This is a genomic window from Variovorax sp. W1I1 (assembly GCF_030815625.1).
Classification (GTDB): domain Bacteria; phylum Pseudomonadota; class Gammaproteobacteria; order Burkholderiales; family Burkholderiaceae_C; genus Variovorax; species Variovorax paradoxus_C.
This window is the reverse complement of record NZ_JAUSWZ010000001.1, coordinates 1,317,566-1,332,050: the sequence shown is the minus strand read 5'-3', so window position 1 is coordinate 1,332,050 and position 14,485 is coordinate 1,317,566. Positions and strand designations below refer to the sequence as shown.

Annotated in this window: 11 protein-coding genes and 1 pseudogene; 7 read left to right on the top strand and 5 right to left on the bottom strand. The window is 66.1% G+C overall.

Features of this window, described 5'->3' with window-relative positions; translation table 11 throughout:
• The first annotated feature begins 4 nt into the window (after positions 1 to 4).
• From QFZ83_RS06180 to QFZ83_RS06160, 5 genes and pseudogenes are all read left to right on the top strand, one after another.
• Complete coding sequence (locus QFZ83_RS06180; protein WP_307503875.1) at positions 5 to 1,039, top strand: P1 family peptidase; 1,035 nt, start codon at positions 5 to 7, stop codon at positions 1,037 to 1,039.
• A 25-nt stretch (positions 1,040 to 1,064) separates the two neighbouring features.
• On the top strand, positions 1,065 to 2,465 hold the full coding sequence (locus tag QFZ83_RS06175; RefSeq protein WP_307503872.1) for a TAXI family TRAP transporter solute-binding subunit: 1,401 nt from the start codon (positions 1,065 to 1,067) through the stop codon (positions 2,463 to 2,465).
• Between the two features lie 67 nt (positions 2,466 to 2,532).
• Positions 2,533 to 4,238 (top strand): annotated as a pseudogene (gene pabB / locus QFZ83_RS06170) (aminodeoxychorismate synthase component I).
• A gap of 51 nt (positions 4,239 to 4,289) precedes the next feature.
• A complete protein-coding gene (locus tag QFZ83_RS06165) occupies positions 4,290 to 4,688 on the top strand; it encodes a MerR family transcriptional regulator (RefSeq protein ID WP_307503869.1) in 399 nt (132 codons plus the stop codon).
• Positions 4,689 to 4,718: 30 nt separating this feature from the next.
• Positions 4,719 to 5,177 (top strand): carboxymuconolactone decarboxylase family protein, encoded by a 459-nt coding sequence (locus QFZ83_RS06160; protein WP_307503866.1) that lies wholly within the window; start codon positions 4,719 to 4,721, stop codon positions 5,175 to 5,177.
• A gap of 3 nt (positions 5,178 to 5,180) precedes the next feature.
• Here the strand turns inward: QFZ83_RS06160 and ettA are convergent, their stop codons facing one another.
• Positions 5,181 to 6,842, bottom strand: coding sequence for an energy-dependent translational throttle protein EttA (ettA, locus tag QFZ83_RS06155; RefSeq protein ID WP_306883028.1), 1,662 nt, complete (start codon positions 6,840 to 6,842; stop codon positions 5,181 to 5,183).
• Between the two features lie 300 nt (positions 6,843 to 7,142).
• Between ettA and QFZ83_RS06150 the strand changes: the two genes are divergently transcribed.
• Positions 7,143 to 8,966, top strand: coding sequence for a DEAD/DEAH box helicase (locus tag QFZ83_RS06150; RefSeq protein WP_307503863.1), 1,824 nt, complete (start codon positions 7,143 to 7,145; stop codon positions 8,964 to 8,966).
• A gap of 107 nt (positions 8,967 to 9,073) precedes the next feature.
• A complete protein-coding gene (locus tag QFZ83_RS06145; protein WP_307503861.1) occupies positions 9,074 to 10,114 on the top strand; it encodes an endonuclease/exonuclease/phosphatase family protein in 1,041 nt (346 codons plus the stop codon).
• 18 nt (positions 10,115 to 10,132) lie between these two features.
• Here QFZ83_RS06145 and QFZ83_RS06140 read toward each other — a convergent pair whose 3' ends face one another.
• Genes QFZ83_RS06140 through QFZ83_RS06125 form a run of 4 tightly spaced genes read right to left on the bottom strand, consistent with a single transcriptional unit; the run spans position 10,133 to position 14,391 of the window.
• Positions 10,133 to 11,206 carry an ABC transporter ATP-binding protein gene (locus QFZ83_RS06140; RefSeq protein WP_307503859.1) on the bottom strand — a complete coding sequence of 358 codons (1,074 nt, stop codon included), beginning with the start codon at positions 11,204 to 11,206 and terminating at the stop codon, positions 10,133 to 10,135.
• Positions 11,207 to 11,225: 19 nt separating this feature from the next.
• Positions 11,226 to 12,077 carry a carbohydrate ABC transporter permease gene (locus QFZ83_RS06135; protein WP_307503856.1) on the bottom strand — a complete coding sequence of 284 codons (852 nt, stop codon included), beginning with the start codon at positions 12,075 to 12,077 and terminating at the stop codon, positions 11,226 to 11,228.
• The gene (locus QFZ83_RS06130; protein ID WP_307503853.1) at positions 12,074 to 12,946 is read right to left on the bottom strand and encodes a carbohydrate ABC transporter permease; all 873 of its coding nucleotides are present in this window, start codon (positions 12,944 to 12,946) and stop codon (positions 12,074 to 12,076) included. Before QFZ83_RS06130 ends, QFZ83_RS06135 begins: the two co-directional genes overlap by 4 nt.
• Before the next feature lie 59 nt (positions 12,947 to 13,005).
• Positions 13,006 to 14,391: an ABC transporter substrate-binding protein gene (locus tag QFZ83_RS06125; RefSeq protein ID WP_307503850.1), complete on the bottom strand. Its 1,386-nt coding sequence runs from the start codon at positions 14,389 to 14,391 to the stop codon at positions 13,006 to 13,008.
• Positions 14,392 to 14,485: the final 94 nt, after the last annotated feature.

Sequence of the window (14,485 nt, the reverse complement as noted above, 5' to 3'; positions counted from 1 at the left end):
CGCCATGCCAGCCCCGTCTTCCCCCTCTTCCCCCTCCCATCCCGCCGGTGCCATCACCGACGTCGCCGGCATCGAAGTCGGTCATTTTTCCGACACCCGCCGCCCCACGGGCTGCACCGTCGTCATGGCGCGCGAAGGCGCGGTGGCCGGTGTCGATGTGCGCGGCGCCGCCCCCGGCACACGCGAGACCGACCTGCTCTCGCCCGGCAACCTGGTGCAGCAGGTGCATGCGGTGATGCTCGCGGGCGGCAGCGCCTGGGGCCTGGCGGCCGCGGAAGGTGCGATGCGCTGGCTCGAGGAACGCGACATCGGCATGGATGTGCGCTTCGGCACCCTGCCCATCGTGCCCGCGGCCGTGCTGTTCGACCTGCCGATGGGCGACGCGCGCATCCGCCCCGACGCAGCGGCCGGCTATGCGGCCTGCGATGCGGCCTCGAACGCCGCGCCCGCCGAAGGCAACGTGGGCGCCGGCAGCGGCGCGCTGGTGGGCAAGCTCTTCGGCGTGCACCGCGCGATGAAGGGCGGCATCGGCACCGCATCGGTCACCGTCGGCGGCGTCACCGTGGGGGCGCTGATCGCGGTCAACTCGCTGGGCGACGTGATCGACCACAACACCGCCCAACCCGTCGCCGGTGCCCGCACCGAAGACGGCACCGCCTTGCTCGACACCCGCCGCGCCCTGCTGCGCGGCGACCTGCCCAAGCCGCTGCTCGCGGGCACCAACACGACGCTGGGCGTGGTCGCGACCGACGCGGTGCTGACCAAGGTGCAGGCCAATCGCCTGGCCAACGTGGCGCACGACGGCCTCGCGCGCGCCATCAACCCGGTGCACACGATGAGCGACGGCGACACCCTGTTCGCGCTGGCCACCGGCCGCGTGCCGCTCGAAGGCAACGCACCGGGCATGACGGTGCTCGGCACCATGGCGGCCGAAGCGGTCGCCATCGCCACGCTACGCGCCGTGCGCGCGGCGCAATCGGTGACGGTGGGCGACCTGCACATTCCGTCGGCGACCGACTTCGCCGCAGCGCGCCCCTGACGCATCCAACAAAGAAAGGACCACCATGGCGTTCCCCAGAACCCTGAAGCTGATCCTGCTGTCGATCCGCGACCTGATCGCCTCGGCCGGGCCCATCATCTTTCTTGTGATCGGCCTCCTGATCGCTGCGTACTGGTACCTGCAGCCGCAGCCGCCCAAGCACGTGACGCTGGCCACCGGCCCCACCGGCAGCGCCTATGCGGAGTTCGGCAAGCGCTATGCGGCGGCGCTCAAGGCCAACGGCATCACGGTCGCGCTGAAGCCCACTTCGGGCTCCTCGGAAAACCTGGAGCTGTTGCGCAAGGGCGGCGCCGACGTGGGCTTCGTGCGCGGCGGCGGCAGCGCCGACCCGGTGGCCGACGAAGAGGCGGGGCTCAGTTCGCTCGGCAGCCTGTTCTACGAACCGATCTGGCTCTTCTACCGCGCCGACAGCGCGCTGAAGGTCGACAAGAAGACCGGCACGCTGACCTCGCTGACGCAACTGCGCGGCCTGCGCGTGAACGTCGACATGCCCGGCAGCGGGCTGCCCGAGATCATGGAACGGCTCTTCAAGGCCAACCGGATCGGGCCCGACGACGTGCTGCTGTCGAACCTGGAGCAAGCCGCCGCCGCCGAGGCGCTGCAGGCCGGACTGCTCGATGCGATCGTGCTGTCTTCAGCGCCGCAATCGCCGCAGGTGCAGCGGCTCTTGCGCGCGGGCGACATCAAGCTGATGGACTTCGGCCAGGCCGATGCCTACTCGCGGCGCTTCCCGTTTCTCTCGGCCGTGACACTGCCGCGCGGCGTGGTCGATCTGTCGAAAGACCTACCGCCCTCGGACGTGTCTCTGCTTGCGGCCACCACCTCGCTGCTGTCGCGCGAGGAAACCCACCCTGCCTTGCGCCAACTGTTCGCGCAATCGGCGCAGACGGTGCACAGCGGCGCGGGCTGGTTCAACCGGGCACGCGACTTTCCGAACACGCGCACCAGCGAACTGCCGGTGAGCCCCGAGGGCGACCGCGCGATCAACGGCACGCCGCCGTTCTGGCAGCGCTACCTGCCGTTCTGGGCCAGCAACCTCGTCGAGCGCATGTGGCTGGTGCTGGGTGGTTTGCTGGTGCTAATGCTGCCGCTGAGCCGCGTGATTCCGCCGCTCTACCAGTTCCGCGTGCGCCGGCGCGTGTTCCGCTGGTATGCGCGGCTGCGCGACATCGAGAGCAAGGTCGATGGCAAGACGGGCGAGCGCGACACGCTGCTCAAGGAGCTCGATGACCTCGATCGCGTGGTCAACAAGGTGGCGGTGCCGCTGTCGTATGCCGACGAGCTCTATGCGCTGCGCAACAACATCTACGCAGTGCGCAAGCGCGTGCTGGCCGGTTCGGCGAAGGGCGCCGCCGCATCGACGGAAGCGCCTGCCGTGCCGCCAAAGCCTGCGGAATCTGTCTGACGCCTTGGTCTTTCAAACGCTGATCGATTTCGCCGAGCCGCGCGGCAACGGCGCGACGCGGCTGCGCATGGCTTTCGGTGTGCCTTCGCGCGTGCTCGTTGCGCGTACCGCTGAAGAAGTGAAGCCGGTGCTGGAGGCCGTCGAGGCGCTGTCGCGCGAGGGGCGCTGGTGCGCGGGCTATCTGCGCTACGAGGCAGCTGCGGCTTTCGACGATGCGTTCGCGGTGCATGCGGGCGACGGGCCGCTGGCGTGGTTCGGTGTGCACGATGCCGCCGAGCCCTGGCCCGAATCCGTGGCCGGCGATGTGCCTGCCGTCGATTGGCAAGCCGGCCTGTCGCGGGCCAGCTTCGACCGGAACATGCAGGCCATCCACCGCGCAATCGCGAACGGCGAGCTGTACCAGCTCAACTACACCGCGCCGCTGCGCGCCGAATTCCGGGGCGACGCGCGCGACTGGTTCGCGAGTTTGCTGAAGGCGCAACCCGATGGCTACGCCGCCTTCATCGACACCGGCGACGAGCAGGTGCTGTCGGTGTCGCCCGAGCTGTTCTTCAACTGGCAAGGCGACCGGATCCTCGCCCGCCCCATGAAGGGCACCGCCCCGCGCGGCGCGACCGCCGCAGAAGACGAGGCGATGGCGCAGCGGCTGCGCACTGTGCCCAAGGAGCGCGCCGAGAACGTGATGATCGTGGACCTGATCCGCAACGATCTCTCGCGCATCGCTCAACCTTTTTCGGTGCGCGTGCCGCGGCTCTTTCACACCGAGGCACTGCCCACCGTATGGCAAATGACTTCCGACGTCGAGGCGCGAGTGCGCGATGGCGTCACGTTGGTGGAGGTGTTCTCCGCGTTGTTCCCCTGCGGCTCGATCACAGGTGCACCGAAGGTCAGCGCGATGCGCATGATTCGCGACCTGGAACCCGAGGCACGTGGCGTGTACTGCGGCGCTGTCGGCGTGGTGCGGCCCGGCGGGCATGCGACCTTCAACGTGCCGATCCGCACCGTGACACTGCGCGGCACCCAGGCGCGCTGCGGCATCGGCAGCGGCATCACGGCCGATGCGCAGGCCGATGCGGAGTGGGACGAATGGCGGCACAAGCGGGCCTTTCTGGCACAGCGCCACGCGCCTGTATCGTCCAAGCCATGAGTTCTTTCGAATTGCTCGAAACCCTTGCACTGATCGACGGTGCGTTGCGCGATGCACCCGCGCACCTGGCGCGCATGCAGAAGGCGGCTGCACATTTCGCTTATGCATGGAACGACGCAGACGTGGCGGCATGCCTCGACCGCCTGACCGACGCGCATCCGACGGGTTCATGGCGCGTGCGCCTTCTGCTCGATGCCCAAGGCCAACCGCGCGCAGAAGCCTTCGCGATGGACGTACCACCGCCCCGCGTGCAACTGCGACTGGCGGCCCGCGCATTCGACGAGGCCGACAGCGAGTTCTCCCGCTTCAAGACCACGCGCCGCGCGCACTACGAGGCTTTCGTGCCCACATCGCCGGGCGTCTTCGACACCTTGCTTTGGAACCGCCACGGCGAGATCACCGAATGCACGCGCGGCAACATCGCACTGCTGATCGACGGCCGCTGGGTCACGCCGCCGCTGCGCTGCGGGCTACTCGATGGCATCGGCCGCGCCCATCGCCTGCACAGCGGCCAGCTTGCCGAAGCCGTCGTGCGGGTGGACGATCTGCCCCGCGTGCAGGCCGTCGCCTTCGTCAACAGCCTGCGCGGCTGGCTCGACGCCGATCTTCTGGCCCCGCAAAAATAGTTTGCCAAAGCGCTTGACTTAGAGCGCGCTCCAACTTTGAGAATCGATGCCATGGAAACCAGCCTGACCATCGCGGAAGTCGCACAGCGCACCGGCCTCACGGCCCACACGCTGCGCTACTACGAGCGCATCGGCCTGATCGCCGCGGTGTCTCGCGCACCGGGCGGCCAGCGCCGCTATGCGAGCGCCGACATGGACTGGCTGGCTTTCCTGTTGCGCCTGCGCGAGACCGGCATGCCCATCCAGGGCATGCAGGCCTTCGCCGGGCTTCGAAGCCAGGGGGACGCCAGCGTCGGTGAACGGCGCGAGATGCTCGAAGCGCATCTCGCCGAGGTCCAGGCCCGGGTGGAGGCGCTGCAGCAATCGATGCAGGTGCTTTCGACCAAGATCGCGCACTACCGTGCGATCGAGGCCAAGGTCAAGACGAAGCGCCCCTCGCGTACTCCGTGATGGGCACTGCCCCGGAAAGAAAGACGAGCGATGACGAACACACAAGCAAACCAGACCGGCCACGACAACCTGCGCTACGAGCGCGGCCTGGCCAAGCTGCAGGAAATCGACGGTGAAGGCGGCGTCAAGGTCGTCGAGAGTCTGGCGGACATCGCACCGGACTTCGCGCGCCTGCTGATCGAGTTTCCCTTCGGCGACATCTACTCGCGCCCCGGGCTGGACCTGCGCTCCCGCGAGATCGCGGTGGTGGCGGCGCTCACGGCCATGGGTAATGCGGCGCCGCAACTGAAGGTGCATATCCAGGGCGCGCTGAATGTCGGCGTCACGCGCACCGAAGTGATCGAAATCATCATGCAGATGGCCGTGTACGCGGGCTTTCCGGCGGCGCTCAACGGCATCACCGCGGCGCGCGAGGTGTTTGCGGCGGACGATAAAAAAAGCGCGCAGTCCCTTGCGGAACCGCGCGCTCTTGCTGAAGAAGCGATCTGAGGCTTACTTGAGCGCCTTGTAGCGCATCCGTTTCGGCTTGGCGCCTTCTTCGCCGAGACGCTTCTTCTTGTCGGCTTCGTACTCCTGGTAGTTGCCGTCGAAGAAGGTCCACTGGCTGTCGCCTTCGGCCGCGAGGATGTGGGTGGCGATACGGTCGAGGAACCAGCGGTCATGGCTGATCACCATGACCGTGCCGGCGAACTCGAGCAGCGCGTCTTCGAGCGCGCGCAGGGTTTCGACGTCCAGGTCGTTCGAGGGTTCGTCCAGCAGCAGCACGTTGCCGCCCGCGATCAGGGTCTTGGCCAGGTGCAGGCGGCCGCGTTCACCGCCCGACAGCGTGCCGACCTTCTTCTGCTGGTCCGCGCCGTTGAAGTTGAAACGGCCCGCATATGCGCGGCTGGCCATCTGGAACTTGCCGACATTGATGATGTCCAGGCCGTTCGAGATGTCTTCCCACACGGTCTTGTTGTTGGCGAGTTCGTCGCGGTGCTGGTCCACGAAGGCCATCTTGACCGTCGAGCCGATGATGACCTCGCCGGTGTCCGGCTTTTCCTTGCCCGCGAGCAGCTTGAAGAGCGTCGACTTGCCGGCGCCGTTCGGGCCGATGATGCCGACGATCGCGCCCGGCGGCACGGTGAAGCTCAGGTTGTCGATCAGCATGCGGTCGCCGAAGGACTTGCTGACGCCGTGGAACTCGAACACCTGCTGGCCCAGTCGCTCGGCCACAGGAATGAAGATTTCCTGGGTTTCGTTGCGCTTCTGGTATTCCATGTCGCTCAGCTCTTCGAAGCGGGCGAGGCGCGACTTGCTCTTGGCCTGGCGTGCCTTCGGGTTCTGGCGCGACCACTCCAGTTCCTTCTTCAGGGCCTTGGCGTGGGCTTCTTCGCTCTTCTGCTCCTGCGCCAGGCGTTCGCCCTTCTGCTCGAGCCAGGTGCTGTAGTTGCCCTTCCAGGGAATGCCGCGACCACGGTCCATTTCCAGGATCCACTCGGCCGCGTTGTCCAGGAAGTAGCGATCGTGGGTGATGGCCACCACGGTGCCGGTGAAGCGCTGCAGGAACACTTCGAGCCACTCCACCGATTCGGCGTCCAAGTGGTTGGTCGGTTCGTCGAGCAGCAGCATGTCGGGCTTGGACAGCAAGAGGCGGCAAAGCGCCACACGGCGCTTTTCGCCGCCTGACAAGAGGCCGATCTTGGCGTCCCACGGCGGGAGGCGCAGCGCGTCGGCGGCGATTTCCAGCTGATGCTCGGAATCGGTGCCGGCGGTGGCGATGATGGCTTCGAGCTGGGCCTGTTCGGCCGCCAGCGCGTCGAAGTCGGCGTCTTCGGCGCCGTAGGCGATGTACACCTCTTCGAGGCGCGCCTTGGCCGCGAACACCGCGCCCATGGACTCCTCGACCGATTCGCGCACCGTGTGTTCGGTGTTGAGCTTGGGTTCCTGCTCCAGGTAGCCGATCGTCATTCCCGGCATGGGCAGCGCCTCGCCCTCGAATTCCTTGTCCACACCCGCCATGATCTTGAGCAGCGTGGACTTGCCCGAGCCGTTCAGGCCGAGCACGCCGATCTTGGCGCCGGGGAAGAAAGAGAGCGAAATGTCTTTCAAGAGCTGCCGCTTGGGCGGCACGGTCTTGCTGACACGGTTCATCGAATAGACGTATTGAGCCATCTGTGGATAGTTACCTAGGGTACAAAGATCAGGGGAAAGCGCGGGTGCCGGAACAAGGCATTCGGGGATGCATTCGGGCGCGGCAAACCACCGATTATCGACTCATGCGACAATTGGCACCGTTGCCGGGTCCAGTTGCCCGCAACACCGGCTCTCTGCCGGGGACGAAGAAGACCCTTCTTGCAACGGGTTTTCCGGCGCCCACCCCTGACCTTCATCTGCCTTGACTGGCTCGGCGTCAACATTAAGACGCCAAGCGGGCCGATGCCACTGCGCCGTGTATGGCGCTTATTGTTTCCAATGAATTTTGATGAACTGAAGCTGGCTCCCGCCATCTTGAAGGCTGTGCACGAGCACGGTTACGACACCCCCACCCCCATCCAGGCGCAAGCCATCCCCGCCGTTCTCGAAGGCCACGACCTGCTCGGCGGCGCCCAGACCGGCACCGGCAAGACCGCAGCCTTCACGCTGCCGATGCTGCACAAGCTCACCATGAGCCGCAGCGCCACCAACAAGTTCGGCGGCGTCGGCATCCGCGCCCTCGTGCTGACCCCCACCCGCGAACTCGCGGCCCAGGTCGAGGAATCCGTCCGTACCTACGGCAAATACCTGCAGCTCGACTCGACCGTGATCTTCGGCGGCGTCGGCATGAATCCGCAGATCAGCAAGCTCAAGAAGGGCGTCGACATCCTCGTGGCCACCCCCGGCCGCCTGCTCGACCTGCAGCAGCAAGGCATGCTGGACCTGAGCCAGGTCCAGATGCTCATCCTGGACGAAGCCGACCGCATGCTGGACATGGGCTTCATCCACGACGTGAAGAAGATCCTCGCGCTCGTGCCCAAGGAAAAGCAGAGCCTGCTCTTCTCGGCCACCTTCAGCGACGAAATCCGCGACCTGGCCGCCACGCTGCTCAAGAACCCGCAGAGCATCCAGGTCACGCCGCGCAACACCACGGTGCAGCGCATCACCCAGGTGATCCACCCCGTGGGCCGCGGCAAGAAGAAGGCGCTGCTCGCGCACATCATCAACGAGAACAAGTGGAGCCAGGTGCTCGTGTTCACGCGCACCAAGTTCGGCGCCAACAGCGTGGCCGAATTCCTCACCAAGAACGGCATCGAGGCGATGGCGCTGCACGGCAACAAGAGCCAGAGCGCCCGCACGCAGGCGCTGGCCGGCTTCAAGAGCGGCGACATCCGCGCGCTGGTGGCCACCGACATCGCGGCCCGCGGCATCGACATCGACGAGCTGCCGCACGTCGTGAACTACGAAATCCCGAACGTCAGCGAAGACTACGTGCACCGCATCGGCCGCACCGGCCGTGCCGGTTCGAGCGGCGAGGCCGTGAGCTTCGTGTGCCTGGACGAAGAAGGCTTCATGCAGGAAATCGAACGCTTCACCAAGCAGACGATTCCAGTGCAGATCGTCGAAGGCTACGGTCCTGAAGACGGCGAACGCGCCGAGCCGATCGCCATGGGTCGCCAGACGATCTGGGGCGGTGCCGGCCGTCCGCCGAGCCGCGACGTGATGCAGGCGGCCGCCAAGGCTGCGCGCACCGAAATGCTGTCGCGCATCCGCGAGAACAAGGCCGGCCAAGGCGGCGGTGAACGCGCTGGCGGTGGTGGTGGCGGCAACGGCGGCGGTCAACGCCGTGGTGGCGGCCAAGGTGGTGGCGGTGGTCAAGGCCGCAACGCCAATGGCGGCGGTCAAGGCCAGGGCCAAGGCCCGCGCGGCCAGGGTGCACGCGCACCGCAAGGCCGTGGCCCGCAAGGTCCGGCACGCACGCCGCACCATGCGCCGCAGCATCAACAACAGAACCATCTGCCGCACGACGAGCGCCAACCGCGCCATCACGGCAACAGCCACAGCCCGACGCAAGCCAACCAGGTCGCGCACCTGCGTGCCGAAGCGGTCGCCGGTGGCGACGGCCAGCCGGATCCGTTGCGCACGAGCGTGGACCACATGGGTGGCGGACGCGGTCGCGGACGCCCGGGTGGCGGTGGTGGCGGCTACGGCGGCAATCGCTCGGGCGGCGGTGGCCGTTCGGGTGGCGGCGGCGGCTACGGCGGCGGTGGCGGTGGCAACCGTTCCGGCGGTGGCGGCGGTGGCCGCTCCTTCGGGCGCTGAGCATTGCGGGCAGGGACACCTGCCACGAAATGAACAAGGGCACTTCGGTGCCCTTTTCTTTTGGGCGCCTTCTTCTTGTTTTGCAGGCAAGACACAATCGTCAAGCCATGCAATACATCCCGCCCAACTACGCCACCCTCTTCGTAGCCACCTGCAACCTGCTCAACCTCGCGAACCCGAACCGGGTGTACTACGAGAACCAGGACGCCTACAACGAGCGCGAGTACGAGCGAAAGATCGACTGGATCGGCGAGCGCTTCCACGCGCTCAATGCCGATGTGCTCGCGGTGCAGGAGGTGTGGGACGAAGCGGCGCTGAAAGCCGCCATCGCGCGCAGCGGCCTGCGATACGACTTCGTTTCGGTGCCGGGTGCCGAAAACACGCCGCCGCCCGGCAGCCCGCCGGGCACGCCGCCCAGGCCGGGCGCCCAGGGCAACCCGCGCGTGGGCATCGCGACGCGGCTGCAGGTGGACAACGTCCAGTCCTTCGTCGATTTCCCGCCGGGCTTCGGCGTGGACGTGCCGGGCCTCGGCCCACACACGCGCTTCGAGCGCCCTCCTCTCCTGGCCACGCTGCGCATGAAGCACGGCCAGCAGGTGCATGTGCTGACGGTGCACCTGAAGTCCAAGCGCCCCAAGTTCCTGCAGGACGCGCAGGGCAACCATCTGGAGGACCGCGACGACCGCAAGGTCGGCGTGATGGCCTCGCTGCGCTCCCTGCTGATGCGCGGTGCCGAGGCCGCCGCCCTGCGCTGCATCGTCATCGACCTGCTGCAGGGCACGAACACGCCGCTGGTGGTGATGGGCGACTTCAACGACAACCCGCACAGCGTGACCACGCAGCTCGTGGCCGCCACCTCCGAGGTGGCCTACGACAAGGCCGCGCGCGACGTGGCGCTGTTCAACGCCTACGAGATGCAGGGCGAGTCGGCGCTGAAGAAGGACGTGGCCTATTCGCACATCCACCAGGGTTTTCCGGACGTGCTCGACCAGATCCTGGTGAGCGAGGAATTCATCGCCAGCAGCCGGCACAGCCTGGGCGACGTGCGGCGGGTCGACTACTTCAACGACCACCTGCACGAAGGCCGCGACCGCTCGCGCTCGGACCACGGCTTCGTGCGCGCACTGCTGAGGCTGCGCACGGACTGACGCTCCCGGGGTCGGCGTTCAGCGGCCCATGCGCTTGCCGGTCTGCCGGTCGAACAGGTGCACGGCCTCGACGTCGATGGCGAGGCCCACGGTTTCGTCGGGCTTCGCATCGACGCGGCCATGCACGGCCAGCACAAGCTTCGCCTCGCCGACCTGCACCAGCAGTTCGGTCTCGGCGCCCGTGGGCTCGACCACGACCACCTGCGCGTTCACGCCGCTGCCGGCCGCGCCCAGCGTGATGTCGCCCGGCCGGATGCCGTAGTGCACCGGCTGGCCGTCGGCGGCCGACGTGCCCGCCGGCACGGGCCAGCGCGCGCCCTGCGCCTCGACATGGCATTCGCCGCCCGCGCGCCGCACCGTGCCCTCGATCACGTTCATCGACGGCGAGCCGATGAACTGCGCGACGAACAGGTTGTCGGGCCGGTCGTACAGGTCCAGCGGGGTGCCGATCTGCTCGACGATGCCGTCGTGCATCACCACGATGCGGTCGGCCATGGTCATGGCCTCGATCTGGTCGTGCGTGACGTAGACGGTGGTGGTCTTCAGCCGCTGGTGCAGCGCCTTGATCTCGGCGCGCATCGCCACGCGCAGCTTGGCGTCGAGGTTGGAGAGCGGCTCATCGAAGAGAAACACCTTCGGGTCGCGCACGATGGCGCGCCCCATCGCCACGCGCTGGCGCTGCCCGCCCGAAAGCTCGCGCGGATAGCGTCCGAGCAGCGCATCGAGGTTCAGGATCTTTGCCGCGCGCATCACGCGCTCGTCGGTCACCGACTTCTCGGCGTTGCGAAGGCGCAGGCTGAAGCCCATGTTCTCGCCCACCGTCATGTGCGGATAGAGCGCGTAGCTCTGGAACACCATGGCGATGTCGCGGTCCTTCGACTCGAGGTCGTTGACCACGCGGCCGTCGATCAGGATCTCGCCGCCGCTGATGTCCTCCAGGCCCGCGAGCATGCGCAAGAGCGTCGACTTGCCGCAGCCCGAAGGCCCGACCAGCACCACGAACTCGCCGTCGACGATGTCGAAGCTCAGGCCCTGGATGATCTGGACCTTGCCGAAGGATTTCTGGATATTGCGAAAGGATACGGATGCCATTTGTGATTCCTGGGTTCGCTCAGCTCTTGACGGCACCGGCAGTGAGGCCGCCGACCATGTAGCGTTTGAATGCGTAGTAGATGGCCGCGGGCGGCAATGCGTAGATCAGCCCCGTGGCCATCAGCAGCTCCCACGGCGAATCGTCGGCCGAGAGAAAGTTGCCGAGCGCGACCGCCAGCGTCACGCTCTTGTCGTTCGACAGCAGCAGGAACGCATAGAGGTACTCGTTCCACGCGAGCAGCAGCGAGTACGTGCCCACCGCCACGAGCGACGGCACCATCAGCGGCAGGTACACGAGGCGAAACAGCTGCAGCGGCGAAGCGCCGTCCATGCGCGCGGCTTCGTCCAGTTCGTAGGGCAGCTTGTCCGACGCCTGCTTCAGCACCCAGATGCAGTAGGGCGACGCGATCGTCACCATCGCGAGGATCAGCGCCCACTGGCTGTTGAGCAGGCCGTAGTTGCCCATGGTCTTGTACATCGGCACCGCAAGGAAGGCTGCGGGAATGAAATAGGTGAAGAGCGCAAGGTTCATCACCGTGCGCCCGCCGCGCACGCGCAGCCGGCTGATCGCGAACGCCGCGGTGGTCGCGACGAAGAGCGTGAGCGCGCCCACCGACACCGCGATCAGCAGCGAGTTCCACAGCTGCAGCCAGAAGTGGTCGAGGTAGAAGTGCTTCTGCTGGAACACGATGCGGAAGTTGTCCAGCGTCGGGTTCTTGGGCCACAAGTGGCCCGAGGTCGCGGAGTCTTTCGACGAGATCGCGAAGAGCACCATGTGATAGACCGGGATCAGCGTCCACAGCAGCACCGGAATGCCGATGAGCAGCAGCTTGGCCTCTGTGGCGACGGCCTTGGGGGTCCAGCGCTTCATTTCGAGAGCCTCTTCATCATGAAATAGACAAGCGGCAGCACAAGCGGCATCGCCACCACGATGGAAGCCATCGACAGGTCCACCTGGTCGAGCCGCAGGTAGCGGATGCCCAGTGTGGCGAGCACGTGCGTCAGATCGGCAGGGCCACCGCCGGTGAGCAGGTAGACGCTGTTGAAGTCGCCCAGTGTCCAGATCATCGAGAGGATGAGCGACGTGATGTAGAGCGTCTTCAACGCGGGCCAGCTCACGAAGCGGAACTTCTGCCAGTTCGAGGCGCCGTCCACCGACGCGGCCTCGTACTGTTCGGAGGGAATGGCCAGCCGCCCCGCCACCAGGATCAGCGTCCAGAACGGCAGCGACTTCCAGATATGCACCACCATCGCGAAGGCCAGCGCCAGCGAGGGGTCGTTGAGCCAGTTGGGGCCATCGGCCCCGGTCAGGCGAAAGATGGTGCTGTTGATCACGCCCCACTCCGGGTTCAGCATGAAGCGGATCGACAGGATGGTCGGAATCGAGGGCATCGCCCAGGGCAGGATGAAGATCGCCGAGACGATCTTGATCCACCAGCGCGAGGTCACGAAGAAGCCCGAGAGCACCAGCGCCACGATCATCTTCAGGTTGATCGCCACGATCAGGAAGATGGCCGTGTTGATCACCGAGCGAAAGAAGATCGGGTCTTCGACCAGCTTCACGTAGCTCTGCGGATGGCGTGCGAGCCAGAGCCCGTACCCCACCGGATAGAGCACGAACACCACGAACACCAGCAGGTAGGGCACGACCATCACAGCGCCCCAGAACTGCCAGCGCGCATGACGCGCTCCGAGATTGGCAACAGGCGCCGAAGCCGGCGCGGCGGTGGTAGTGCTCATGCAGTTCGCCTCATGGAAGCTGGTGTCCGTGACTTACTTCGGTGGTGCCCGCGTGCGGCTTACTGCGCCGCCACCGTCTTGATGCGCGCGATCATCTCGTCGACCGCCTTGTCCACCGGCAGCTTGTCGGTGACGACGCGGCTCATGGCCTTGGCCCAGACGTTCTCGTTGTTCAGCACGGTGAACTTGTAGTTCTTCGTGAATTCGAAGGTCACGGTGCCCGCGGCGTACTGGTTGAACACCGACAGGCGATGCCGGTCGGCCTTCCAGAACTCGCTCGCCTGCCCGGCCTTGGTGACCGGGAACCAGCGGCCCAGCGAACCCTCGACGTACGGCGTGAGGTTTTCCTCCTGCATGAGGAAGGCCACGAACTCCTTGGCGCGCGCCTTGTTCTTCGCGTCCTTGAACACCACGCCGGTCTTCACCGCGGTGCGATAGACCATCTTGCTGCCGTCAGGCTTGTTGGGGAAGCCGGCCGTGTGGATGCGCTCGGTGTAGTTCTTGCGGGCTTCCTCGCGCTGCTCGGGCGTGAGCGTGGCGTTGTTGGAATCGTCGAGCCACTTGGCGGCGATCGAGATGGTCGCGTTGTGCGTCATCACGGTCGTCTTGTTGTGGAACGCGACGTTGTTGTCCGGGTCCTTCCAGCTCGTCGACGACGGCGGTGTGCAGCCCGTGAGGTAGGGCTTGGTGTAGTCGGTCACGGCGCTGATCAGGCCGGCGCGCACCTTCGGGTCGTCGACCAGCAGCTTGCCGTTGTCGTCCACCAGCTTGACGTTGTAGGCGTCCATGAAGGTCAGGAACGAATAGAAGGAATCGCTCGAATCCACGCCCATCGGCTGGCCGATGGCGAAGGTGCGCTTGCCGCTGGCCTTGCGGCTGGCGGGCTGGACCTTCTCGCACCAGAACGACCAGTAGTCTTTCCATGTGGTGGGGATGTCGGACTCCTTGAAGCCGGCCTCCGTCAGCATGTCGTTCCAGTACTCGATGTGCATCGTCTGCTGCTTGATCGGGAACGCGTAGTACGCCTTCTTCTTAGTCTGCTCGTTGTAGAGGAAGGTGGTCTCCAGCGTGTTGGGCGCGAAGCGGTCCTTCATGGGCGTGAGCACGCTGCCGATGTCCTCGAGCTTGCCGTCGTAGGCCCACTTGCCTGTGACCTGGAAGTCGTACACGTCGGCATAGGCAACGTCGGGCGGGCTGCCCGAGTCGAGCGCGGACACGGTCTTGGGGATCATGTCCTGGATCGGGTATTGCGACAGCTCGATCTTCACGTTCTTGTTCTTGTCCTCGAACTTCTTGATCGCGGCGAAGAGCGCTTCGTCCTCCGCCTTGTAGAAGCCCTTGACCCACCAGACGGTGAGTTTTTCCTGCGCGGCGGCAGGGCCCGCCGATGCGAGCAATCCAAGCGCGAACAACGTCGGCGCTATCAGCGATTTCACGACTCTCATGATGTCTCCTTCTTCTTGGGTGGTGGTGCTCGGGGGTGCGAGCGTTGGGTGGAAAACAAATGCGATCGATGTGCGCTGGCCGGTGCCGCAAACC

Bases quoted from the DNA above. Each gene is read 5' to 3' on its own strand.
- QFZ83_RS06135 (WP_307503856.1), bottom strand. From the start codon at position 12,077: ATGAAGCGCTGGACCCCCAAGGCCGTCGCCACAGAGGCCAAGCTGCTG.
- QFZ83_RS06165 (WP_307503869.1), top strand. From the start codon at position 4,290: ATGGAAACCAGCCTGACCATCGCGGAAGTCGCACAGCGCACCGGCCTC.
- ettA (WP_306883028.1), bottom strand. From the start codon at position 6,842: ATGGCTCAATACGTCTATTCGATGAACCGTGTCAGCAAGACCGTGCCG.
- QFZ83_RS06160 (WP_307503866.1), top strand. From the start codon at position 4,719: ATGACGAACACACAAGCAAACCAGACCGGCCACGACAACCTGCGCTAC.
- QFZ83_RS06180 (WP_307503875.1), top strand. From the start codon at position 5: ATGCCAGCCCCGTCTTCCCCCTCTTCCCCCTCCCATCCCGCCGGTGCC.
- QFZ83_RS06175 (WP_307503872.1), top strand. From the start codon at position 1,065: ATGGCGTTCCCCAGAACCCTGAAGCTGATCCTGCTGTCGATCCGCGAC.
- QFZ83_RS06130 (WP_307503853.1), bottom strand. From the start codon at position 12,946: ATGAGCACTACCACCGCCGCGCCGGCTTCGGCGCCTGTTGCCAATCTC.
- QFZ83_RS06150 (WP_307503863.1), top strand. From the start codon at position 7,143: ATGAATTTTGATGAACTGAAGCTGGCTCCCGCCATCTTGAAGGCTGTG.
- QFZ83_RS06125 (WP_307503850.1), bottom strand. From the start codon at position 14,391: ATGAGAGTCGTGAAATCGCTGATAGCGCCGACGTTGTTCGCGCTTGGA.
- QFZ83_RS06145 (WP_307503861.1), top strand. From the start codon at position 9,074: ATGCAATACATCCCGCCCAACTACGCCACCCTCTTCGTAGCCACCTGC.
- QFZ83_RS06140 (WP_307503859.1), bottom strand. From the start codon at position 11,206: ATGGCATCCGTATCCTTTCGCAATATCCAGAAATCCTTCGGCAAGGTC.